16 protein-coding genes, 2 tRNA genes, 3 rRNA genes and 1 other annotated feature are annotated in these 22,245 nt (G+C 52.7%); of the genes, 14 read left to right on the top strand and 7 right to left on the bottom strand.

The genetic code is table 11. The features are described 5' to 3' along the window. The first annotated feature begins 6 nt into the window (after nt 1-6). Together rplS and C1N64_RS18715 are read left to right on the top strand one after the other, a co-directional pair. Complete coding sequence (rplS, locus tag C1N64_RS18720) at nt 7-354, top strand: 50S ribosomal protein L19 (RefSeq protein ID WP_006120707.1); 348 nt, start codon at nt 7-9, stop codon at nt 352-354. A 399-nt stretch (nt 355-753) separates the two neighbouring features. Further along, a complete protein-coding gene (locus C1N64_RS18715; RefSeq protein ID WP_033739511.1) occupies nt 754-1,308 on the top strand; it encodes a hypothetical protein in 555 nt (184 codons plus the stop codon). A gap of 21 nt (nt 1,309-1,329) precedes the next feature. Here C1N64_RS18715 and C1N64_RS18710 read toward each other — a convergent pair whose 3' ends face one another. Then, on the bottom strand, nt 1,330-1,857 hold the full coding sequence (locus tag C1N64_RS18710; protein WP_375124171.1) for a GNAT family N-acetyltransferase: 528 nt from the start codon (nt 1,855-1,857) through the stop codon (nt 1,330-1,332). A 284-nt stretch (nt 1,858-2,141) separates the two neighbouring features. Here C1N64_RS18710 and C1N64_RS18705 point away from each other — a divergent pair, with 284 nt between their 5' ends. Both C1N64_RS18705 and tyrA read left to right on the top strand, forming a co-directional pair. Continuing rightward, a complete protein-coding gene (locus C1N64_RS18705) occupies nt 2,142-3,221 on the top strand; it encodes a 3-deoxy-7-phosphoheptulonate synthase (protein ID WP_033739508.1) in 1,080 nt (359 codons plus the stop codon). Between the two features lie 6 nt (nt 3,222-3,227). Beyond that, nucleotides 3,228-4,349 carry a bifunctional chorismate mutase/prephenate dehydrogenase gene (tyrA, locus tag C1N64_RS18700; RefSeq protein ID WP_006120703.1) on the top strand — a complete coding sequence of 374 codons (1,122 nt, stop codon included), beginning with the start codon at nt 3,228-3,230 and terminating at the stop codon, nt 4,347-4,349. Nucleotides 4,350-4,385: 36 nt separating this feature from the next. Here the strand turns inward: tyrA and pheA are convergent, their stop codons facing one another. The 4 genes from pheA to bamD all read right to left on the bottom strand — a co-directional run bounded on the left by pheA (nt 4,386) and on the right by bamD (nt 7,135). Then, entirely contained in the window at nt 4,386-5,549 is a 1,164-nt protein-coding gene (gene pheA / locus C1N64_RS18695; protein WP_033739505.1) for a bifunctional chorismate mutase/prephenate dehydratase, read from the bottom strand. A 22-nt stretch (nt 5,550-5,571) separates the two neighbouring features. After that, nucleotides 5,572-5,695, bottom strand: a sequence feature (Phe leader region). Further along, nucleotides 5,647-5,694 carry a hypothetical protein gene (locus C1N64_RS18690; protein ID WP_193750318.1) on the bottom strand — a complete coding sequence of 16 codons (48 nt, stop codon included), beginning with the start codon at nt 5,692-5,694 and terminating at the stop codon, nt 5,647-5,649. It overlaps the preceding feature by 48 nt. 99 nt (nt 5,696-5,794) lie before the next feature. Beyond that, nucleotides 5,795-6,127: a ribosome-associated translation inhibitor RaiA gene (raiA, locus tag C1N64_RS18685; protein ID WP_006120701.1), complete on the bottom strand. Its 333-nt coding sequence runs from the start codon at nt 6,125-6,127 to the stop codon at nt 5,795-5,797. Nucleotides 6,128-6,403: 276 nt separating this feature from the next. Beyond that, complete coding sequence (bamD, locus tag C1N64_RS18680; protein WP_006120700.1) at nt 6,404-7,135, bottom strand: outer membrane protein assembly factor BamD; 732 nt, start codon at nt 7,133-7,135, stop codon at nt 6,404-6,406. A gap of 129 nt (nt 7,136-7,264) precedes the next feature. Between bamD and rluD the strand changes: the two genes are divergently transcribed. The 8 genes from rluD to rrf all read left to right on the top strand — a co-directional run bounded on the left by rluD (nt 7,265) and on the right by rrf (nt 17,388). Beyond that, nucleotides 7,265-8,245, top strand: coding sequence for a 23S rRNA pseudouridine(1911/1915/1917) synthase RluD (gene rluD, locus C1N64_RS18675; protein WP_006120699.1), 981 nt, complete (start codon nt 7,265-7,267; stop codon nt 8,243-8,245). Further along, nucleotides 8,242-8,973: a purine nucleoside phosphorylase YfiH gene (gene yfiH / locus C1N64_RS18670; protein WP_375124170.1), complete on the top strand. Its 732-nt coding sequence runs from the start codon at nt 8,242-8,244 to the stop codon at nt 8,971-8,973. Before rluD ends, yfiH begins: the two co-directional genes overlap by 4 nt. A 125-nt stretch (nt 8,974-9,098) precedes the next feature. Further along, entirely contained in the window at nt 9,099-11,672 is a 2,574-nt protein-coding gene (clpB, locus tag C1N64_RS18665) for an ATP-dependent chaperone ClpB (RefSeq protein WP_375124169.1), read from the top strand. Nucleotides 11,673-12,149: 477 nt separating this feature from the next. Then, a 16S ribosomal RNA gene (locus tag C1N64_RS18660) occupies nt 12,150-13,691 on the top strand. Between the two features lie 73 nt (nt 13,692-13,764). Continuing rightward, nucleotides 13,765-13,841: transfer RNA gene (locus C1N64_RS18655), tRNA-Ile, on the top strand. Between the two features lie 142 nt (nt 13,842-13,983). Next, a tRNA-Ala gene (locus C1N64_RS18650) sits at nt 13,984-14,059 on the top strand. Between the two features lie 203 nt (nt 14,060-14,262). Beyond that, nucleotides 14,263-17,168 (top strand): 23S ribosomal RNA (locus C1N64_RS18645). A 104-nt stretch (nt 17,169-17,272) separates the two neighbouring features. Further along, a 5S ribosomal RNA gene (gene rrf, locus C1N64_RS18640) occupies nt 17,273-17,388 on the top strand. Together the 16S, 23S and 5S rRNA genes with 2 tRNA genes alongside form the textbook arrangement of a ribosomal RNA operon. Nucleotides 17,389-17,625: 237 nt before the next feature. On the opposite strand, the gene C1N64_RS18635 is transcribed toward rrf, so the two are convergent. Next, nucleotides 17,626-18,087 (bottom strand): Lrp/AsnC family transcriptional regulator, encoded by a 462-nt coding sequence (locus C1N64_RS18635; RefSeq protein ID WP_233255815.1) that lies wholly within the window; start codon nt 18,085-18,087, stop codon nt 17,626-17,628. Between the two features lie 132 nt (nt 18,088-18,219). On the opposite strand from C1N64_RS18635, the gene C1N64_RS18630 reads away from it, so the two are divergent. Both C1N64_RS18630 and C1N64_RS18625 read left to right on the top strand, forming a co-directional pair. Continuing rightward, entirely contained in the window at nt 18,220-19,260 is a 1,041-nt protein-coding gene (locus tag C1N64_RS18630; protein WP_033739456.1) for a zinc-dependent alcohol dehydrogenase family protein, read from the top strand. Nucleotides 19,261-19,482: 222 nt separating this feature from the next. Next, a complete protein-coding gene (locus tag C1N64_RS18625; protein WP_133745465.1) occupies nt 19,483-20,778 on the top strand; it encodes an MFS family transporter in 1,296 nt (431 codons plus the stop codon). Between the two features lie 41 nt (nt 20,779-20,819). On the opposite strand, the gene pssA is transcribed toward C1N64_RS18625, so the two are convergent. Then, the gene (gene pssA, locus C1N64_RS18620) at nt 20,820-22,175 is read right to left on the bottom strand and encodes a CDP-diacylglycerol--serine O-phosphatidyltransferase (RefSeq protein WP_039340129.1); all 1,356 of its coding nucleotides are present in this window, start codon (nt 22,173-22,175) and stop codon (nt 20,820-20,822) included. Between the last annotated feature and the right edge of the window lie 70 nt (nt 22,176-22,245).

Below are 22,245 nucleotides of genomic sequence, written 5' to 3'. Positions count from 1 at the left end.
TTAATTATGAGCAACATTATTAAGCAAATTGAACAAGAGCAGATGAAACAGGACGTACCTTCCTTCCGTCCGGGTGATACCGTGGAAGTGAAAGTATGGGTCGTTGAAGGTTCTAAAAAACGTCTGCAGGCATTCGAGGGCGTGGTTATCGCTATTCGTAACCGCGGTCTGCACTCTGCATTCACTGTTCGCAAAATTTCTAACGGCGAAGGCGTTGAGCGTGTCTTCCAGACTCACTCTCCGGTAATTGACAGCATCGCTGTTAAACGTCGTGGCGCTGTGCGTAAAGCCAAACTGTACTACCTGCGTGAGCGTACTGGTAAGTCTGCTCGTATCAAAGAGCGTCTTAGCTAAGGTATCGCTAACGCGACATCTAAAAGTTAATAGCAAACAAGGGGTTGGCAGCATGCCAGCCCCTTTTTTTTATTGCCAGAGAAACGCTTTCACAGAAAAGACTTACCCGATGCAGCCCGCAGTCCGGGTCTGTCGGCCTGACAGGGCGGATTGTCGTTTAGGATGACGAATCCCGGCGTGAAGGACGATCACGATCACTCCCGTCAGCAAGGGATGGCGTCTCTGCCGGTGTTTTCAGGTAACATGTGTCCCGCCGTTCGCGCGTTGAAGACAGGGCCGTACTGCAAAATAAAAGCACGCTGTCATGAGCGGCTGCATAAATATTGCCTCCCCGATTTTCGTCGTCTCGCCCATGAGAGGGGTTGCCCGGGAAGGTGCGCATTATCATAAGGACAGGTTGTGAAGGACGCTCTTTTTTTTCTTTCTGGATTTTTACTTTCCATCGCCTCATTTCGTTCAGCCCGCTATGCGCTGGAAGGCAACAGCAATCTATGGCTTTGCCGCATTCTGACCGTGCTGTGGTCCCTCATGGTGTTCGTGTTGTTTCCCCTGTTTCTCGCCATTGGATTATATGGTCCGGCCCTGATTCTGGTGGCGCTGAACCTCATCATTGTCTGGGCTGGCCGTGAACACAGAAAGGAAATGGCGCGTAAGAAGCAGAAAGCCACGGCAGTTAAGCCGCATATCCCGTTAGTCGATGTGGATATGCCCTGGCTGAACATGAAAGAGATCGGCTTCAGTTATTTTGACTATGAGGGCAAGGTCGTTTACCAACGCGTCGATGTGGAATCCTGCGATGGGCGATTTATTAAAGGTTATAGTCATTTTTACAGAGAGTTACGCGCATTCGAACTGGACCGGATTGAGTACGGCATGGTTATTGTCTGGCGGACAAATGAAAGCATGACCGTTGACGACTGGCTTATCGCTTATGTTGAGGCTTATAGCCTCTGAGAACGCCCGGCTGACCTGACATCAGGGGCGCTGAAAATGATAGATCGCCGCGTTTACTGGCCCGCTGTCCAGGACAATTAAGCCATAACGGTAATCGATAAAGCGCCCACCGCTTTTTTCTGCCACTCGCCGGCTGGCATAGTTGTTCTCCACCGCCAGCAGTTCGATTGTCTGCACATCCGGCCGCGCAAAGCCAAATTCCAGTAATAACTTCACCGCCTGCATAGCCACGCCTTGGCGCTGTGCATCGCTGCGCACCCAGTAACCGAGGGAACACAACGCGCCCGGCTCGCTGGCAAAACGAAAACCAGCACCGCCTAACAGACGATCCTGCGCATCCACAATCGCAAACTCTTCTGATTCTCGTACCGCCCGTTGTAAGTGGGTAAAGCGAATCCAGCTTTCGGCCTCATGAGGCTGATAGTTTTCGTGTGCCCAGCTCATCCAGGGCAAAAGGGTATCAAGTGAGGCATTTACCGCCGCGGTAAATGCCTCGACATCGTTTAACTGAAAAGGACGTAGCCGGATTGTTGGTGGGATCTGAACCATATTTCTGCCTCTCTGTGGGAATACGCTTATCTTAACAGGCGATACCGCCACGTAAAATTCTTGTATGTATATTAAAGTTTACACATTCAGCGACTTTTGAGTTCTTTTGTTTTTTATTAATATTATGTTTTTATTGGTATTTAATTTATTTTGCCAATGATTTTATGGTTAGTGGTAAATAAAGTGTACATCCAGCATTGTTGCGTGTATCAGTTATGGTACAGTAGTGCCACATCCTCTGTGAGGATCCTGTAAACGCATAAATGAGTGTAAAGGACAGCAAGATGCAAAAAGACGCGCTAAACAATGTTCACATTGCGAATGAACAAGTGTTGATCACCCCTGAAGAGCTGAAAACCAAGTTTCCGTTAAGCCCTGCGCAGCAGGCGCAAATCGCGGCATCGCGCCAGACCATTGCCGATATCATTGCCGGTCGCGATCCACGCCTGTTAGTGGTGTGCGGTCCTTGCTCTATTCATGACACAGAAGCCGCTCTTGATTATGCGCGTCGTTTAAAAACTCTTTCCGAAACGGTGAGTGATCAACTCTATCTTGTTATGCGCGTCTACTTTGAGAAACCCCGCACAACCGTTGGCTGGAAGGGGTTGATCAACGATCCTTACATGGATAACTCATTTGATATGGAAGCAGGGCTGCATATTGCACGTGAATTGCTGGTTAATCTGGTCGACATGGGCCTGCCTTTAGCTACGGAAGCGCTGGATCCTAACAGCCCACAGTATCTGGGCGATCTCTTCAGCTGGTCGGCGATCGGTGCGCGTACAACGGAATCGCAAACGCACCGTGAGATGGCGTCAGGACTCTCCATGCCGGTTGGCTTCAAAAACGGGACTGATGGCAGCCTGGGCACGGCGATTAATGCCATGCGTGCGGCGGCGATGCCTCACCGGTTTGTCGGGATCAATCAGTCGGGCCAGGTCTGCCTGCTGCAAACGCAGGGTAACCCGGATGGCCACGTCATTTTACGCGGAGGAAAAGCGCCCAACTACAGCCCTGAAGATGTGGCGCAGTGCGAAGCCGCCATGCTAAAAGCGGGACTCCGTCCGGCCTTAATGATAGATTGCAGCCATGGTAACTCCGATAAAGATTACCGCCGTCAGCCCGGTGTAGCGGAATCTGCCGTTGCGCAAATCAAACAAGGTAACCGCTCAATTATTGGCTTGATGCTGGAAAGTCACATCCATGAAGGCAACCAGTCTTCTGAGCAGCCGCGCAGCGAGATGAAGTATGGTGTTTCCGTCACGGATGCCTGCATCAACTGGCAGGTTACCGAAGATTTACTGCGTGGCATGCATCATGAGCTACAAGGGGCGCTGGCGGCGCGTTTTTCACACGAGGTCTGATAGGTAATGGTCGCGGAACTAAACGCATTACGTGAACAAATTGATACGGTAGATAAAGCTTTACTGGATCTGCTGGCAAAACGTCTGGAACTGGTCGCTGAAGTGGGTGAAGTCAAAAGCCGCCATGGTTTGCCGGTCTATGTCCCTGAACGTGAAGCATCGATGCTGGCGTCGCGTCGTAAAGAAGCTGAGGCCCTTGGTGTTCCTGCGGACTTGATCGAAGACGTATTACGCCGGGTGATGCGTGAATCTTATGCCAGCGAAAACGATAAAGGTTTTAAAACATTGTGTCCTGCGCTTCGCCCAATCGTGATTATCGGCGGTGAAGGGCAGATGGGGCGCCTGTTCAATAAAATGCTGACGTTGTCTGGCTATGCGGTAAAGACGCTGGACAAAGATGACTGGGACAAGGCGGATACATTGCTGGCGGATGCCGGTATGGTGATGATCAGTGTCCCTATTCATCTGACAGAGGCGGTGATTAACCGGCTTCCTCCCTTGCCGGATGACTGCATACTGGTGGATCTTGCCTCGGTTAAACATCGCCCTTTGCAGGCGATGCTGGCCGCACATCGCGGGCCAGTATTGGGTCTGCATCCAATGTTTGGGCCTGACAGCGGCAGCCTGGCCAAGCAGGTTGTGGTCTGGTGTGATGGGCGACAACCGGAAGCCTACCAGTGGTTTCTGGAGCAGATCCAGGTCTGGGGCGCGCGCCTTCATCGTATCGGTGCGGAAGAGCACGATCAGAACATGGCCTTTATTCAGGCCCTGCGCCATTTTGCGACGTTTGCTTATGGGCTGCATCTGGCGGAAGAGAACGTCAATCTTGACCAACTACTGGCGTTGTCATCGCCTATCTACCGGCTGGAGCTGGCAATGGTTGGGCGCCTGTTTGCTCAGGATCCCCAGCTCTATGCGGATATCATCATGTCGTCTGAAAATAACCTGAATCTTATCAAGCGGTATTATCAGCGATTTGGCGAAGCGATTGCTTTGCTGGAACAAGGCGATAAGCACGCCTTTATCGCCAGCTTCAATCGGGTTGAGGCCTGGTTTGGCGATCACGCAAAACGCTTTTTGGTTGAAAGCAGAAGCTTACTGCGATCGGCTAACGACAGCCGTCCTTAAAAGCAAAAGGCATCCAACCGGATGCCTTTTTCATTTCTATTGCTTGGGTTCCACAGGAATCACATTCTCACTGGGATAGCAGCCAAGAACTTTCAGTGAACGCGTCATGGCGCGAAGTTCTTCCAGTGCCTGCTGCATTTTCTCAGACTGCAAATTACCCTGCACATCCAGATAAAACATCTCTTCCCAGGGATTGCCGTTAATTGGACGGGATTCCAGCTTGCTCATGATGAGATTGTGCTGGCGCAGGACCAAAAGGGCGTCAACCAGTGCACCTGCCTGTTGACCGGTTGCCATGATCAGCGTGGTTTTGGCCGAAATCTGATCGGAGACATCAATAGGTTTGCGTGCCAGAACAATAAAGCGAGTATGGTTCTGCTGCTGGTTAGCCAGATGGCGCTCAAGCACGCGTAACTGATAAAGCTCACCTCCGGCCTCACTGCCGATAGCCGCAACCTTCGGCGAGTTGAGCGCGGCCACTTTTTCCATCGCGGCGGCGGTACTTTCTGTGTAAACAATATTCCAGTGTGGAAAACGGTTGATAAAGTGGCTGGACTGCTGGAAAGGCTGTGGGTGGCTGTAAACCGTTTCGATTTGTTCCAGGTCGCTCGGACCGCTCACCAGCATGCAGTGCTCAATGGGCAACGTCATTTCACCGACAATCGACAAATTGGTCTGTTGAAGCAGGTCATAAACATCATTGATGGAGCCGGAACTGGTGTTTTCGATGGGCAGGACAGCGTAGTCTGCCGCGTTGTTCTCAACCTGTTTAATAATGTCGTGGAATTTCAGGCAACCGCATTCCACCATGCTGTCGAAATGGCGGGCAGCATACTGTCGCGCAGCCAGATGAGAATAAGAGCCCTTTGGCCCTAAAAACGCGATGCGCGCAGCCTGTGCATGCGGATGGTTCAGGTTCTTTTGCAGCAATGCCTGCTGTGTCAGCACGGAGTCTTCAATGACTAACTGAAACAGACGGGTAATGTAATGCGCATCTAACTGATGCTTTTTGCCCAGCACAATAAGGTGTTCGATCAGCGCGCGCTCACGTTCGATATCACGGACAGGACGATGGGTGGCGAGTTTCGCTTCTGCCACCTCCACAGCCAGCAAACGCCGTTCGGCAAGTAACGTCAGTAGTTTTTCGTCCACGGCGCTGATTTTTTCACGCAGCGCCAGAAGCGGATTGTCCGGGGTCATAAGGCTCACCTGTAAGCTATCCAATAAAAAAGCCTCCCGATTGGGAGGCTTTGTTGTTCGTCTTCGCTTTCTTTTTACACGACGAATGGCCTCCCGTTCAGGGGAAGGTAAAAAAGAAAGCGAAGAAAAACGACAGTATTTTCATGAGGCGTTCCAAAATTGAGCTGACCTGAGAGTAACCGTACTCACGAAAAGCTGTCAACAAAAAACGCGCCCGGAGGCGCGTCAGAAAAGCGGGGATGAGGCTACTCTTCGGCTGCTGGCGTGAAATCTTTCACGCTGCTGGCCGCACGCCGCGCTTCAGGTTTGTGTTGGACTTTATTGAGTTGGCGCTCAAGTTTGCCGATCAAATCATTGATAGCGGTGTACATGTCGTCATGTTTGGCACTGGCGACCAGGGTACCGTTTGGTGTGTTGATGGTCGCGTCTGCCACAAACTCTTTGGACTCTTTCGACAGGACGATATGCGGATTAATCAGGTCAGTTTGCCATTTCTCAAGCTTGGCAAGGCGGTCTTCGACGTGTTCACGGATGGCTGGAGTAATTTCCATTTGCTTACTGGTAATGTTCACGATCATTATGCTTACCTCTCTGTGATTGCCGTCGGAATAGATCCAGCATAGCGCGATAATTCTGTATTTGTGTGATTTTTATCACAAAAAAATGTCACTTTTTGTCAACCAGGGCAAATTGTGAGAAAGGGCGAGAATGTGGTCGAAAAGGCTTGAAGCCAGGGCATTAACAAGGCATTGTTGATAGGTTAGCTCAGCGGCAACGTGTCAATATTGCCTGTTCTGTGCGCAAAAAAAAGCAGCCTCAGGGCTGCTTTTTTTGTTTCGGGAAAGGAAGGCTGATTAACCGTTATTGGCGGCGATAATTTTTGCCACTTTATCGGCCTCTGCATTCAACTGCAGTTGACGGTAGGCATTTTCCATCAGCGGAAGCGCGTCGTGGGTCGCCTGCGTATCAGGATAATCGCGCATCATGCCTTCAACACGGTTAACGACCGCGACATAAGCCCCGCGCTTGGTATAGAATTGCGCCACCGAGAGTTCATATTTAGCCAGACGATCTTTCAGGAAGACCTGACGCTTGTAAGCATCAGCGGCATACTGGCTGTTCGGGTAACTGCGCAGCAGCTGTGCAAAGTCGCGGAAAGCATCGCGCGCATGCGTAGGATCACGGTCCGAACGGTCAATGCCAAAAAAGCCCTGCAATGCTGAATCGTCCAGCGCCATATCCGTCAGACCTTTCATATAGATGACGTAATCGATATTAGGGTGCGTAGGATTTAAACGCATAAAGCGACTAATCGCCGCCTGCGCCATGGGCAGATCGGCATTTTTATAGTACGCGTAGATCAAATCCAACTGAACCTGCTGCGAATAGGGACCGAACGGGTAACGATTATCCAGCGCTTCCAGTTGCTTAATCGCCGCTTTAAAGTTACCGTCCTGCAGCTTTTGTTGCGCTGTAGCATAGATTTCAGAAGGCGGGTTGTCCGGTACCGCGTCATTTGAGCCGGAACAACCAACAAGTGCCAGGCTCAGTGTGGCTGCAGCCACCAGATATTTCATACGCGTCATGACGAAGTGATTATCCTCAAAATGTTATGGCGGAAGCTGTCCGTATAGCTCCCGGTAATGACCAGGTACGATAGCACATTATATTAAACGGCATCGCCGTAAAACCCAACGTTAACGAAGAAGCTGTATATGGCACAACAAGTTCAACTCACCGCAACGGTATCCGAGTCACAACTCGGACAACGTTTAGATCAGACTTTGGCGGAATTGTTCCCTGATTATTCACGTTCCCGCATAAAAGAGTGGATTCTCAACCAGCGCGTCAGTGTTAACGGCACTGTCATTGATAAGCCGAAAGAGAAAGTGCTTGGCGGCGAGCGCGTCACGATTGATGCAGAGATCGAAGAGGAGCAGCGCTGGGAACCCCAGGACATCCCGCTGGATATCGTATACGAAGACGAAGATATTATCGTCATCAATAAACCACGTGACCTGGTTGTTCATCCTGGGGCGGGAAATCCCGACGGTACGGTACTGAATGCACTACTGCATCACTATCCCGCCATTGTGGACGTTCCGCGTGCGGGGATTGTCCATCGTCTGGATAAAGACACCACCGGTTTGATGGTGGTGGCGAAGACCGTACCGGCGCAGACGCATTTAGTTGATGCCCTGCAGCGTCGTGAAATTACGCGTGAATATGAGGCGGTGGCCATTGGCACCATGACGGCGGGGGGAACGGTGGATGAACCGATTAGCCGTCACTCGACGAAACGTACGCATATGTCCGTGCATCCAATGGGTAAACCCGCTGTGACCCATTATCGCATTATGGAGCATTTCCGCGCCCATACGCGGCTTCGTCTGCGACTGGAAACCGGCCGTACGCACCAGATTCGCGTGCATATGTCGCATATTAATCATCCGCTGGTGGGCGATCCGCTCTACGGTGGCCGGCCGCGTCCGCCAAAAGGCGCGTCTGAAGAATTTATCGCGACCTTACGCGGTTTTGATCGTCAGGCCCTGCACGCCACAATGCTCCGTCTTTATCATCCCATCTCGGGTATTGAGATGGAGTTTCATGCGGCCATTCCGCAGGATATGATCGATCTGATTGACGCGCTGAAAGCCGACACAGAGATGTTCAAGGATCAACTGGACTGGTTATGAGTCTGATTATCCCAAAATGGCCTGCGCCAGCGCAGGTGCGAGCTGTCTCGACATTACGCCACGGTGGCGTCAGTGAGGGAAACTGGTGTTCGCTGAATCTCGGGGGCCATGTCGGTGATAAAGCAGAACATGTTCGTGCTAACCGTGAGCGACTGGTCTCGCTTGCGGCGTTGCCCGCGATGCCGCAATGGCTGAATCAGGTGCATTCAACTGACGTTGAACATCTCTCTGCCCGCATGGTTCCTCAGCCGCGGCAAGCCGATGCCTGCATAACGCGTGAGCCGGGCGTAGTTTGTGCTGTGATGACCGCTGACTGCCTGCCCGTGCTGTTTTGTTCTGACGATGGGCGTGAAGTGGCCGCTGCACATGCCGGATGGCGTGGGCTTTGTGGCGGCGTGCTGGAAAATACGCTGGCGCAGTTTCAGGCGCCGCCCGACAGAATCCATGCCTGGCTGGGGCCGGCGATCGGTCCTGATGCTTTTGAAGTCGGCGCGGAGGTTCGTCGTGCATTCATGGACATTGATCCGCGTGCGGCGGATGCATTCCGCCCCGTCGGAGATAAATTTTTTGCCGATATCTGGCATCTGGCCCGACAACGCCTGCAGGCCGCAGGGGTCCAGTCTGTCAGTGCAGATTCACGCTGCACCTTCAGTGAACCCGACAATTTCTTCTCCTACCGCCGGGACAGGATCACCGGGCGTATGGCAACTTTAATTTGGCTGTTATAGTCTTACGCCATAAGACGATCCAGGCAGTGCATTTTTTACTCATATCTCAGGTCATTATCCTTGAAAACTTGAGGGATGACCTCATTTTAATCTCCAGTAGCATTTGACCTGTAATGGGAGGAATTATGCGTCTGGATCGTCTTACTAATAAATTTCAACTTGCTCTCTCCGACGCGCAGTCTCTGGCATTGGGACACGACAACCAGTTTATCGAACCTTTACATCTGATGAGCGCACTGCTCAAACAGGAAGGGGGATCGGTCGCTCCGCTGTTGTCCTCTACCGGCATAGACGTGGCCTCTCTGCGTACTCAGATTGACCAGGCTATCGATCGTCTGTCCCAGGTGGAAGGCAGCGACGGCGACGTGCAACCTTCTGCCGACCTGATCAGAGTGCTTAATCTGTGCGACAAGCTGGCACAGAAGCGCAATGACAACTTTATCTCATCTGAATTATTTGTTTTGGCAGCCCTGGATTCACGTGGCTCGCTGGCAGACATTCTGAAGTCTGCGGGTGCCACTAACGACAAGCTCACCAAAGCGATAGAACAACTTCGTGGAGGTGACAACGTGAACGATCAGGGTGCTGAAGATCAGCGTCAGGCGTTAAAGAAATACACAATCGATCTCACTGAGCGTGCCGAGAAAGGCAAGCTGGATCCGGTGATTGGTCGTGATGAGGAAATTCGCCGTACCATTCAGGTATTGCAGCGCCGTACTAAAAATAACCCTGTGTTAATCGGTGAGCCCGGCGTAGGTAAGACCGCCATTGTTGAAGGGCTGGCCCAACGCATTATCAATGGCGAGGTGCCGGAAGGGCTGAAAGGTCGCCGTGTACTGGCGCTGGATATGGGCGCGCTGGTGGCGGGGGCAAAATACCGGGGTGAATTCGAGGAGCGCCTGAAAGGCGTACTCAGCGACCTGGCCAAACAGGAAGGCAACGTCATCCTGTTTATCGATGAGTTACATACCATGGTGGGCGCAGGCAAAGCGGACGGCGCAATGGATGCCGGTAATATGCTGAAGCCGGCACTGGCACGTGGTGAGCTGCACTGCGTCGGTGCCACCACGCTGGATGAATATCGCCAGTACATCGAGAAGGATGCGGCACTGGAGCGTCGTTTCCAGAAAGTGTTTGTCGCAGAGCCAAGCGTTGAAGATACCATCGCCATTTTGCGCGGGTTAAAAGAGCGCTATGAGTTGCACCATCATGTACAGATTACTGACCCGGCTATCGTTGCGGCGGCCACGCTTTCTCACCGCTATATCGCCGATCGTCAGTTACCCGATAAGGCGATTGACCTGATCGATGAAGCGGCATCCAGCATTCGTATGCAGATTGACTCCAAACCAGAGGCACTGGATCGACTGGAGCGGCGCATTATTCAGTTGAAACTGGAACAGCAGGCGCTGAAGAAAGAGTCTGATGATGCCAGCGTGAAACGTCTGGAGATGCTCGAAGCGGAGCTGAATCAGAAAGAGCGTGAATATGCTGAGCTGGAAGAAGAGTGGAAAGCGGAAAAAGCCTCATTAACCGGTACGCAGAATATTAAAGCGGAGCTGGAACAGGCACGCCTCCAGCTTGAGCAGGCGCGTCGCTCTGGTGATTTGGCGCAGATGTCTGAGCTGCAGTACGGCAAAATCCCGGCGCTGGAAAAACAACTGGCTTCTGCCACCCAGTCTGAAGGCAAAACCATGAAGCTGCTGCGCAATCGCGTGACAGATGTGGAAATTGCCGATGTGCTGGCGCGCTGGACCGGTATTCCGGTTGCCCGCATGATGGAAGGGGAGCGAGACAAACTGCTGCGAATGGAACAGGAGCTCCACTCGCGCGTTATCGGACAGGATGAAGCCGTCGAAGCGGTGTCCAATGCCATTCGTCGTAGCCGTGCGGGTCTGGCCGATCCAAACCGTCCTGTCGGGTCATTCCTGTTCCTCGGCCCAACGGGTGTGGGTAAAACCGAGTTGTGTAAATCGCTGGCTAACTTCCTGTTTGACAGTGACGATGCGATGGTCCGTATCGACATGTCTGAATTTATGGAGAAACACTCGGTATCGCGGCTGGTGGGGGCACCTCCGGGCTACGTTGGCTATGAAGAGGGCGGCTATCTGACCGAGGCGGTTCGCCGTCGTCCGTATTCGGTGATTCTGCTGGATGAGATAGAGAAGGCGCATCCCGATGTCTTCAATATCCTGCTGCAGGTGCTGGATGATGGCCGGTTAACGGATGGGCAAGGTCGCACCGTTGATTTCCGCAACACGGTGGTAATCATGACCTCGAACCTGGGCTCCGATCTGATTCAGGAACGTTTCGGCAATCTGAACTACGCCGAAATGAAGGGGGTTGTCATGGGTGTGGTAGGACAGCACTTCCGTCCTGAATTTGTTAACCGTATTGATGAGGTGGTGGTGTTCCATCCTCTGGGTGAAAAACACATTGCCTCTATCGCACAGATTCAGCTGCAACGGTTGTACAAACGTCTGGAGGATCGCGGTTATCAGCTGCATATCTCTGATGCCGCGATCAAGCTGCTGGGTGAGAACGGTTATGATCCGGTGTACGGTGCGCGTCCACTGAAACGCGCTATCCAGCAACAGATAGAGAATCCGCTGGCACAGCAGATCCTTTCCGGACAACTGGTTCCGGGAAAAGTGATAGAAATGGATGTCAAAGACGACGTCATTACGGCACATCAGTAAGGCTGTCTCTGTTAAAAACGGGCGTAATGCCCGTTTTTTGTTTCTGAAACGGGCCGGATTGGCGGTTTCTGCGACGGTTTGCCTGGAAAGTGAGCGGTTGAGAGGTTTCTTTGAATTACCCCCTTGCCAGCCCAAAATATTTGCCTATAATGCGCCTCCACTGACACGGCACAACGGCTTACGTAACGCGGTGTTCAGCAGAGAACTCCCCGGAGTTTTCGCCGGAGAAAAACTTCTGAAAAAGAGGTTGACTCTGAAGGAGGAAAGCGTAATATACGCCACCTCGCAACAGACGGTTAACCCGCTGATTGCACTGCTCTTTAACAATTTATCAGACAATCTGTGTGGGCACTCGCAGGATTGATATCCGCGTCTCCGGACGCAAAAAATATCAAGTCTTAAGAGTGAACACGTATTGAAATTCATTACGACGTTTTCCTTGAGCATCGCTGCACTGGTTGCAGCAAATCAAACTTTAAATTGAAGAGTTTGATCATGGCTCAGATTGAACGCTGGCGGCAGGCCTAACACATGCAAGTCGGACGGTAGCACAGAGGAGCTTGCTCCTCGGGTGACGAGTGGCGGACGGGTGAGTAATGTCTGGGAAACTGCCCGATGGAGGGGGATAACTACTGGAAACGGTAGCTAATACCGCATAACGTCGCAAGACCAAAGTGGGGGACCTTCGGGCCTCACACCATCGGATGTGCCCAGATGGGATTAGCTTGTAGGCGGGGTAACGGCCCACCTAGGCGACGATCCCTAGCTGGTCTGAGAGGATGACCAGCCACACTGGAACTGAGACACGGTCCAGACTCCTACGGGAGGCAGCAGTGGGGAATATTGCACAATGGGCGCAAGCCTGATGCAGCCATGCCGCGTGTATGAAGAAGGCCTTCGGGTTGTAAAGTACTTTCAGCGGGGAGGAAGGTGCTGAGGTTAATAACCTCAGCAATTGACGTTACCCGCAGAAGAAGCACCGGCTAACTCCGTGCCAGCAGCCGCGGTAATACGGAGGGTGCAAGCGTTAATCGGAATTACTGGGCGTAAAGCGCACGCAGGCGGTCTGTTAAGTCAGATGTGAAATCCCCGGGCTTAACCTGGGAACTGCATTTGAAACTGGCAGGCTTGAGTCTCGTAGAGGGGGGTAGAATTCCAGGTGTAGCGGTGAAATGCGTAGAGATCTGGAGGAATACCGGTGGCGAAGGCGGCCCCCTGGACGAAGACTGACGCTCAGGTGCGAAAGCGTGGGGAGCAAACAGGATTAGATACCCTGGTAGTCCACGCCGTAAACGATGTCGACTTGGAGGTTGTTCCCTTGAGGAGTGGCTTCCGGAGCTAACGCGTTAAGTCGACCGCCTGGGGAGTACGGCCGCAAGGTTAAAACTCAAATGAATTGACGGGGGCCCGCACAAGCGGTGGAGCATGTGGTTTAATTCGATGCAACGCGAAGAACCTTACCTACTCTTGACATCCAGCGAACTTGGCAGAGATGCCTTGGTGCCTTCGGGAACGCTGAGACAGGTGCTGCATGGCTGTCGTCAGCTCGTGTTGTGAAATGTTGGGTTAAGTCCCGCAACGAGCGCAACCCTTATCCTTTGTTGCCAGCGATTCGGTCGGGAACTCAAAGGAGACTGCCGGTGATAAACCGGAGGAAGGTGGGGATGACGTCAAGTCATCATGGCCCTTACGAGTAGGGCTACACACGTGCTACAATGGCGCATACAAAGAGAAGCGACCTCGCGAGAGCAAGCGGACCTCATAAAGTGCGTCGTAGTCCGGATCGGAGTCTGCAACTCGACTCCGTGAAGTCGGAATCGCTAGTAATCGTGGATCAGAATGCCACGGTGAATACGTTCCCGGGCCTTGTACACACCGCCCGTCACACCATGGGAGTGGGTTGCAAAAGAAGTAGGTAGCTTAACCTCCGGGAGGGCGCTTACCACTTTGTGATTCATGACTGGGGTGAAGTCGTAACAAGGTAACCGTAGGGGAACCTGCGGTTGGATCACCTCCTTACCTGAAGATACCTTCGTGCGAAGTGCTCACACAGATTGTCTGATAGAAAGTCACGAGCAGAAAAAACCTCTACAGGCTTGTAGCTCAGGTGGTTAGAGCGCACCCCTGATAAGGGTGAGGTCGGTGGTTCAAGTCCACTCAGGCCTACCAACTTCGCACTCATGCTGCGTTATGTCTCCGGCTCGCATAGTTCACTATGCTTCGCGGACACACGCCTTGCCTGAGCACGAAGTGCATTTCTCATGAAGTGCACGCAGTTGAGTGGTGGTAGTGGTCTCTGCAGTAACTGTATGGGGCTATAGCTCAGCTGGGAGAGCGCCTGCCTTGCACGCAGGAGGTCAGCGGTTCGATCCCGCTTAGCTCCACCATACTTGCTGTTTTTTTCTGACAATACTTCAGAGCGTACCGGTAACGGTGTGCTGCGAAGTATTATGCTCTTTAACAATCCGGAACAAGCTGAAAATTTGAAACGACGCACGTCGTGTTCCTCCGTAATAAGGAACACAGCACGATGCGTTCGGGTCTCTCAAAAGCTCACGACACGCAAGCGCAAAACGCCTGTGGGTTGTGAGGTTAAGCGACCAAGCGTACACGGTGGATGCCCTGGCAGTCAGAGGCGATGAAGGGCGTGCTAATCTGCGATAAGCGCCGGTAAGGTGATATGAACCGCTACAACCGGCGATACCCGAATGGGGAAACCCAGTGTGACTCGTCACACTATCATGCAGTGAATACATAGCGGCATGAGGCGAACCGGGGGAACTGAAACATCTAAGTACCCCGAGGAAAAGAAATCAACCGAGATTCCCCCAGTAGCGGCGAGCGAACGGGGAGGAGCCCAGAACCTGCATCAGCTTGTGCATCAGTGGAAGCGTCTGGAAAGTCGCAGGGTACAGGGTGATACTCCCGTACACAAAGGTGCACAGGCTGTGAGTTCGATGAGTAAGGCGGGACACGTGGTATCCTGTCTGAATATGGGGGGACCATCCTCCAAGGCTAAATACTCCTGACTGACCGATAGTGAACCAGTACCGTGAGGGAAAGGCGAAAAGAACCCCGGCGAGGGGAGTGAAACAGAACCTGAAACCGTGTACGTACAAGCAGTGGGAGCACCTTCGTGGTGTGACTGCGTACCTTTTGTATAATGGGTCAGCGACTTATATTCTGTAGCAAGGTTAACCGTATAGGGGAGCCGCAGGGAAACCGAGTCTTAACTGGGCGTTAAGTTGCAGGGTATAGACCCGAAACCCGGTGATCTAGCCATGGGCAGGTTGAAGGTTGGGTAACACTAACTGGAGGACCGAACCGACTAATGTTGAAAAATTAGCGGATGACCTGTGGCTGGGGGTGAAAGGCCAATCAAACCGGGAGATAGCTGGTTCTCCCCGAAAGCTATTTAGGTAGCGCCTCGTGAACTCATCTCCGGGGGTAGAGCACTGTTTCGGCTAGGGGGCCATCCCGGCTTACCAACCCGATGCAAACTGCGAATACCGGAGAATGTTATCACGGGAGACACACGGCGGGTGCTAACGTCCGTCGTGAAGAGGGAAACAACCCAGACCGCCAGCTAAGGTCCCAAAGTCATGGTTAAGTGGGAAACGATGTGGGAAGGCACAGACAGCCAGGATGTTGGCTTAGAAGCAGCCATCATTTAAAGAAAGCGTAATAGCTCACTGGTCGAGTCGGCCTGCGCGGAAGATGTAACGGGGCTAAACCATGCACCGAAGCTGCGGCAGCGACGCGCAAGCGTTGCTGGGTAGGGGAGCGTTCTGTAAGCCGCTGAAGGTGTGCTGTGAGGCATGCTGGAGGTATCAGAAGTGCGAATGCTGACATAAGTAACGATAAACAAGGTGAAAAACCTTGTCGCCGGAAGACCAAGGGTTCCTGTTCAACGTTAATCGGAGCAGGGTGAGTCGACCCCTAAGGCGAGGCCGAAAGGCGTAGTCGATGGGAAACAGGTTAATATTCCTGTACTTGGTGTTACTGCGAAGGGGGGACGGAGAAGGCTATATCGGCCGGGCGACGGTTGTCCCGGTTTAAGCGTGTAGGTGTGTGCGCCAGGCAAATCCGGTGCACTTTACACTGAGGCGTGACGACGAGGCACTACGGTGCTGAAGTGATAAATGCCCTGCTTCCAGGAAAAGCCTCTAAGCATCAGGTAACACGAAATCGTACCCCAAACCGACACAGGTGGTCAGGTAGAGAATACCCAGGCGCTTGAGAGAACTCGGGTGAAGGAACTAGGCAAAATGGTGCCGTAACTTCGGGAGAAGGCACGCTGGCGCGTAGGTGAGGGGACTTGCTCCCGGAGCCGAGGCCAGTCGAAGATACCAGCTGGCTGCAACTGTTTATTAAAAACACAGCACTGTGCAAACACGAAAGTGGACGTATACGGTGTGACGCCTGCCCGGTGCCGGAAGGTTAATTGATGGGGTTATCCGTAAGGAGAAGCTCTTGATCGAAGCCCCGGTAAACGGCGGCCGTAACTATAACGGTCCTAAGGTAGCGAAATTCCTTGTCGGGTAAGTTCCGACCTGCACGAATGGCGTAATGATGGCCAGGCTGTCTCCACCCGAGACTCAGTGAAATTGAAATCGCTGTGAAGATGCAGTGTACCCGCGGCAAGACGGAAAGACCCCGTGAACCTTTACTACAGCTTGACACTGAACACTGAGCCTTGATGTGTAGGATAGGTGGGAGGCTTTGAAGCGTGGACGCCAGTCTGCGTGGAGCCGTCCTTGAAATACCACCCTTTAATGTTTGGTGTTCTAACGTGGGCCCGTGATCCGGGCTGCGGACAGTGTCTGGTGGGTAGTTTGACTGGGGCGGTCTCCTCCCAAAGCGTAACGGAGGAGCACGAAGGTTGGCTAATCCTGGTCGGACATCAGGAGGTTAGTGCAATGGCATAAGCCAGCTTGACTGCGAGAGTGACGGCTCGAGCAGGTGCGAAAGCAGGTCATAGTGATCCGGTGGTTCTGAATGGAAGGGCCATCGCTCAACGGATAAAAGGTACTCCGGGGATAACAGGCTGATACCGCCCAAGAGTTCATATCGACGGCGGTGTTTGGCACCTCGATGTCGGCTCATCACATCCTGGGGCTGAAGTAGGTCCCAAGGGTACGGCTGTTCGCCGTTTAAAGTGGTACGCGAGCTGGGTTTAGAACGTCGTGAGACAGTTCGGTCCCTATCTGCCGTGGGCGCTGGAGAATTGAGGGGGGTTGCTCCTAGTACGAGAGGACCGGAGTGAACGCACCGCTGGTGTCCGGGTTGTCACGCCAGTGGCACTGCCCGGTAGCTAAGTGCGGAAAAGATAAGTGCTGAAAGCATCTAAGCACGAAACTTGCCCCGAGATGAGTTCTCCCTGAGACTTTAAGTCTCCTGAAGGGACGTTGAAGACGACGACGTTGATAGGCCGGGTGTGTAAGCGCAGCGATGCGTTGAGCTTACCGGTACTAATGACCCGTGAGGCTTAACCTTACAACGCCAGAGGCGTTTTGGGTTGAGAGACAGAAAGAATTTTCAGCCTTGTTTACCGGATAACGCCGTGCGGCCCGAGGGGGCGGTGCGGCAGACAGAATCTGCCTGGCGGCTTTAGCGCGGTGGTCCCACCTGACCCCATGCCGAACTCAGAAGTGAAACGCCGTAGCGCCGATGGTAGTGTGGGGTCTCCCCATGCGAGAGTAGGGAACTGCCAGGCATCAATCAGGTGAAGAAGCCCCGTACGGAAGTACGGGGCTTTTTTACGTCCGCAAATCATGGTTCAGCAGGCAGCCGGGCAGAATCTTATGGCCGTTTAAAGCCTCTTGAGCCCGATATCCTACGCTGCTGTTTGCACTGAACCGGCTGGCAAGACTCCTTCCATCGTCGCCTGGTACCGTTTCTTTGTATAAATTCTCCAGGCCCGCCATCCTGGGTCAGAAAGTAAACCGTACCCTCAGACCGGCAGGGGATGGCTTTTCTTCACTTCCCTGAGCGAAATCGAAGAATTAATGCTCAGGATCCCCGGCAGCTTGCGCAGTTCCTTTTCAATAAACAGGCTGTAATGATCTAAATCCCGCGCAACCACCTGCAAAAGGAAGTCGGCCTCGCCAGTGATATTGTGGCATGACAGGACATAAGGATTCGCATTGATCCGCTCTTCAAAGTCTCGTGTTGCCGCCTCACTGTGTTGGCTGCAGACCAGACGCACGAATGCCATCACGCCAAACCCCATCTTTCGACGATTCACTACCGCCTGATAACCTTCAATGAAGGCTTCGTCCTCAAGCCGCTTCAGGCGCCGCCATGTTGACGCCGGGCTCATATCCAAATCCTGAGACAGCTTAAGACTCGATACTCTGCCGTCCTTTTGCAGATAGCGCAGTAACGCCACATCTTTCTTATCAAGAATGCTCACTGAAATATCCACTCAGCCTTACTATCGTTAATGAAAGATAATTTCATAAACCATGATTCGCCTGCAATACACGAAAAGTAATTTCACGGCCTGTCAGTATACTTTTAGTAAACCATACATGAGGGTTTACTGATGAAAGCGGTCATATACGAATCATTTCTGTCCCCGCCTGTCCTGAAAACGCTGCCGGATCCCACACCGGAACCCCATGGCGTTGTGATTCGGGTTAAAGCAACTGGGGTTTGCCGAAGCGACTGGCATGGCTGGGTCGGCCACGATCCTGATATCCCGTTACCCCACGTGCCGGGGCATGAATTCGCCGGCACGATTGAAGCGGTCGGCAGCGCGGTGACGAAATGGCGCCCGGGCGATAATGTCACCGTGCCCTTTGTCTCGGGATGCGGTTTATGCCATGAGTGCCATTCAGGCAATCAACAGGTCTGCGATCATCAGTTTCAGCCAGGCTTTACCCACTGGGGATCCTTCGCAGAATATGTCGCCATACAGCAGGCGGATCTGAACCTCATTGCTCTACCGGATACGCTGAATTTCACCACTGCGGCCAGTCTGGGATGTCGCTTCATCACCTCTTTCAGGGCCGTTGTTGATCAGGGGAAAACGTCCGCAGGGCAGTGGCTTGCTGTGCACGGCTGTGGTGGCGTAGGCCTTTCCGCCATCATGATTTCCAATGCACTTGGCGCCAATGTCATAGCGGTGGATATCTCGGATGAAAAGCTGCAACTGGCGCGTGAGCTGGGCGCTGTTGCCATCGTAAATGCCACGCAGGTCTCCGACGTAGCGGAAGCGGTCAGAGAGTTCACCCACGGCGGGGCGCACGTTTCAATCGATGCGCTGGGTCATACGGCAACCTGTGTCAACGCTATCAACTCATTACGAAAAAGAGGCAGGCACGTTCAGGTTGGCCTGATGGCAGGTGAACACAGCGCACCGCCCATTCCTATGGCGCGGGTCATTGCTAATGAACTGGAAATTATTGGCAGCCACGGCATGCAGGCCCATCGCTATGATGTGATGATGAACATGATTCATGCAGGAAAACTTTGTCCGGAAAAACTGATCGGCAGAACCATTAACCTGGAGCAATCCATAGAGGCGTTAATGAATATGGATAAGTTTGAATCGCCCGGTGTTACGGTGATCACCGCATTTTAACGGTCTTCCTGTGCGCATGTCAGTGCTTCCAGGATGTCATCGTGAGGCGCTGACGCGGCGTTATCGGTAAAAGCCGCCTGATATATCACGCAATGATTTCAGTAAATTAGCAACACAGGTCACATTTTATAGGCTCGGGGCAACACCTCTTTCCGTTTTATTGCCGTCCATGCTTTACTCAACGCTTTAACGCTGCTTATCAGCAAGGAGCCGAGGCATAGCATGTCAGACATGAACAGCACTCCCCACACGCAGGCGATCGACAGAAAAAAACGTATCTGGGCCATCGTAGGCGCATCCTCAGGTAATCTCGTCGAATGGTTCGACTTTTATGTGTACTCGTTTTTCTCACTCTACTTTGCCCATATTTTCTTCCCCCAGGGCGACACCACAACCCAACTGCTGCAGACCGCAGGCGTCTTTGCGGCGGGCTTCTTAATGCGGCCGATTGGCGGCTGGTTATTTGGCTACATTGGCGACCGCCACGGCCGCAAAAAATCCATGCTGATCTCGGTCTGCATGATGTGTTTCGGATCGCTGGTGATCGCCTGCCTGCCGGGCTACGAAAGTATTGGCATCGCCGCGCCCGCACTGCTTTTGCTGGCGCGTATGTTTCAGGGACTGTCAGTAGGCGGTGAATACGGCACAAGCGCCACCTATATGAGTGAAGTCGCGCTGGAAGGACGAAAAGGGTTTTATGCCTCATTCCAGTATGTCACCTTAATCGGCGGCCAACTGGCTGCGGTACTGACGGTCGTGGTGCTGCAGTTTCTGTTAACCGATCATGAGCTACGAACCTGGGGCTGGCGTATCCCGTTCTTTTTAGGCGCCGCGCTGGCTGTCGTCGCGTTATGGCTGCGCCGCTCGCTGGATGAGACCTCAGATAAACAAACCCGTGAACACCGCGATGCGGGCAGCGTCATCGGCTTATTGCGAAATCATACTAAGCCGTTTCTGATGGTACTGGGTTTTACCGCGGGCGGATCGCTGAGTTTTTATACCTTTACCACCTATATGCAAAAGTACCTGGTCAATACGTCAGGCATGGATGCGAAAACGGCCAGCGGATTAATGACCGGCGCGTTACTGGTTTATATGCTGCTGCAGCCGATTATCGGTGGTTTGTCGGATAAAATCGGCCGCCGCACGTCCATGATGGTCTTTGGGGCTGGGGCTGCAATCTGTACTGTCCCCATTCTGACACTTTTGCAAAACGTTCAGAGTCCGGGCATGGCATTTATTCTGATTATGCTGGCGCTGCTGATCACCAGTTTTTACACCTCGATCAGTGGGATTTTAAAAGCAGAGATGTTTCCACCGCAGGTCAGGACGCTCGGTGTCGGGCTTTCCTATGCGGTGGCGAATGCCATTTTTGGTGGATCGGCAGAGTATGTCGCGTTGCTGATGAAACACCACGACATGGAAACCACGTTCTTCTGGTATGTTTCTGGGATGGGTGCACTGGCCTTCGTGGTATCGCTGTTGCTGCACCGGCAGGGTAAGGGCATGACGCTTTAATCGGTAAGCATGCCGCAGTCAGTCTGCGGCATGCTGAAAAACTAGAGGATACGACTGATCAGGCGGTCAATACGGATACGACGCAGGCGTCGAATCAGTTTACGGACTTTAGCCGGGTAGTCAGCAATACTTTCCAGCTCACGGAAATGCTTAACCACAGTGGTATGTTGGCGGATCAGCATCAGTTCGTGCTGGCGCTGATCGGCCAGCTGCTGATGCGGATCGTGGATCAGTACCGCATTTTCCAGATCCAGCCGCCAGGCGCGCGGATTCAGGTTGTTGCCTGTAATAAGCTGCCATTCATCATCGACCCACATCCCTTTCAGGTGATAGCTGTTCTCACCCTCTTTCCATAAGCGCACGATCAGCTGTCCGTTACTGACGTAATACTGCAGGCGACTCAAAAAGCGACGCAGATTAATTTCGTAGAGATAGGGCAGTGCACCGATGATCTTGAACGGCTCATCGGGTGCAATATAGAAGTCATTCGCCGTCTTATCACCCACAATGATCTCGACATCTTTGCCCTGACGTAACAGGGCAATGATATTGCGCACCAGCAAGGCGGGCAGGTTGAAATAGGGGGTGCAGATAGTGAGTTTTTTCTCTGCGCAGGGCATCAGATGGAAAATGGTCTTGTTCAGCAGGCTGTGTTTGCCTAAGCCTACTAAAGGCGTTACGGCCAGTTCATCGTTGCCAGCGTTGCCTTCAAACTGATAGTTAAAACCGCGCAGGTCCTGACGAAACTGCCGGGTTTCGTTTTTAATTTCCGGGCTGGAAGGCCGCTCTGCATAGTCCAGACGATTCACCGCCTCCGCCTCTTTCAAATGGTGATTAATCCATTCGAACATGGTGTCAGCCAGGGCGGGGTTACGGATGAGCTGATAGCGGTCGTAGCGGTATTTATCATGCTGGTGCAGGTAGACGTCATTAATGCTGGCACCGCTGTAAAGCAGCATGTCATCAATAATGAAACCTTTCAGGTGCAGTACGCCCAGCGCTTCACGCGTATTCACCGGGATGCCGTACACCGGAATCACGCTGTCGGGATGTTGCTGGGCCATCTCACAATACCAGTCGGCGTTAGTGACGCCGCGCGCGGCACCAATGCGCCCGCGCTGGGCGCGGTGCCAGTCAACTAAAATACTGATATCCAGCTGTGGACGCGCGATTTTTGCCGCATAGAGTGCGTTCATGACGGCGCGGCCCGCATCGTCATTTTCCAGATAAAGGGCGACGATACAAATGCGCGATTGCGCTGACGCAATCTTTTCCAAAAGCGTCTCACGGAATTCGCCAGGCGAATAAAGCGTCGACACATCCGCAACAGATTGTGACAGTTTAGGCAGCTGTGCGAGGTGTTGTTGGTGTTTATTGCGCTTAAATTTAGACAACATCACAGTGCACTTCTTCTCGGTTCATTGTATGGCCTTTTGCCACCAAATCAGGGTCATAACGCTAAATAAT

It is taken from the genome of Pantoea sp. SGAir0215, assembly GCF_043543215.1.
This window is presented reverse-complemented; position numbering and strand designations above follow the sequence as displayed.

What these genes read in the sequence shown, in the direction of transcription:
- rplS (WP_006120707.1), top strand. Translation starts at nt 7, where the DNA reads ATGAGCAACATTATTAAGCAAATTGAACAAGAGCAGATGAAACAGGAC.
- C1N64_RS18710 (WP_375124171.1), bottom strand. Translation starts at nt 1,857, where the DNA reads ATGGTTCAGATCCCACCAACAATCCGGCTACGTCCTTTTCAGTTAAAC.
- C1N64_RS18705 (WP_033739508.1), top strand. Translation starts at nt 2,142, where the DNA reads ATGCAAAAAGACGCGCTAAACAATGTTCACATTGCGAATGAACAAGTG.
- tyrA (WP_006120703.1), top strand. Translation starts at nt 3,228, where the DNA reads ATGGTCGCGGAACTAAACGCATTACGTGAACAAATTGATACGGTAGAT.
- pheA (WP_033739505.1), bottom strand. Translation starts at nt 5,549, where the DNA reads ATGACCCCGGACAATCCGCTTCTGGCGCTGCGTGAAAAAATCAGCGCC.
- raiA (WP_006120701.1), bottom strand. Translation starts at nt 6,127, where the DNA reads ATGATCGTGAACATTACCAGTAAGCAAATGGAAATTACTCCAGCCATC.
- bamD (WP_006120700.1), bottom strand. Translation starts at nt 7,135, where the DNA reads ATGACGCGTATGAAATATCTGGTGGCTGCAGCCACACTGAGCCTGGCA.
- rluD (WP_006120699.1), top strand. Translation starts at nt 7,265, where the DNA reads ATGGCACAACAAGTTCAACTCACCGCAACGGTATCCGAGTCACAACTC.
- yfiH (WP_375124170.1), top strand. Translation starts at nt 8,242, where the DNA reads ATGAGTCTGATTATCCCAAAATGGCCTGCGCCAGCGCAGGTGCGAGCT.
- clpB (WP_375124169.1), top strand. Translation starts at nt 9,099, where the DNA reads ATGCGTCTGGATCGTCTTACTAATAAATTTCAACTTGCTCTCTCCGAC.
- C1N64_RS18630 (WP_033739456.1), top strand. Translation starts at nt 18,220, where the DNA reads ATGAAAGCGGTCATATACGAATCATTTCTGTCCCCGCCTGTCCTGAAA.
- C1N64_RS18625 (WP_133745465.1), top strand. Translation starts at nt 19,483, where the DNA reads ATGTCAGACATGAACAGCACTCCCCACACGCAGGCGATCGACAGAAAA.
- pssA (WP_039340129.1), bottom strand. Translation starts at nt 22,175, where the DNA reads ATGTTGTCTAAATTTAAGCGCAATAAACACCAACAACACCTCGCACAG.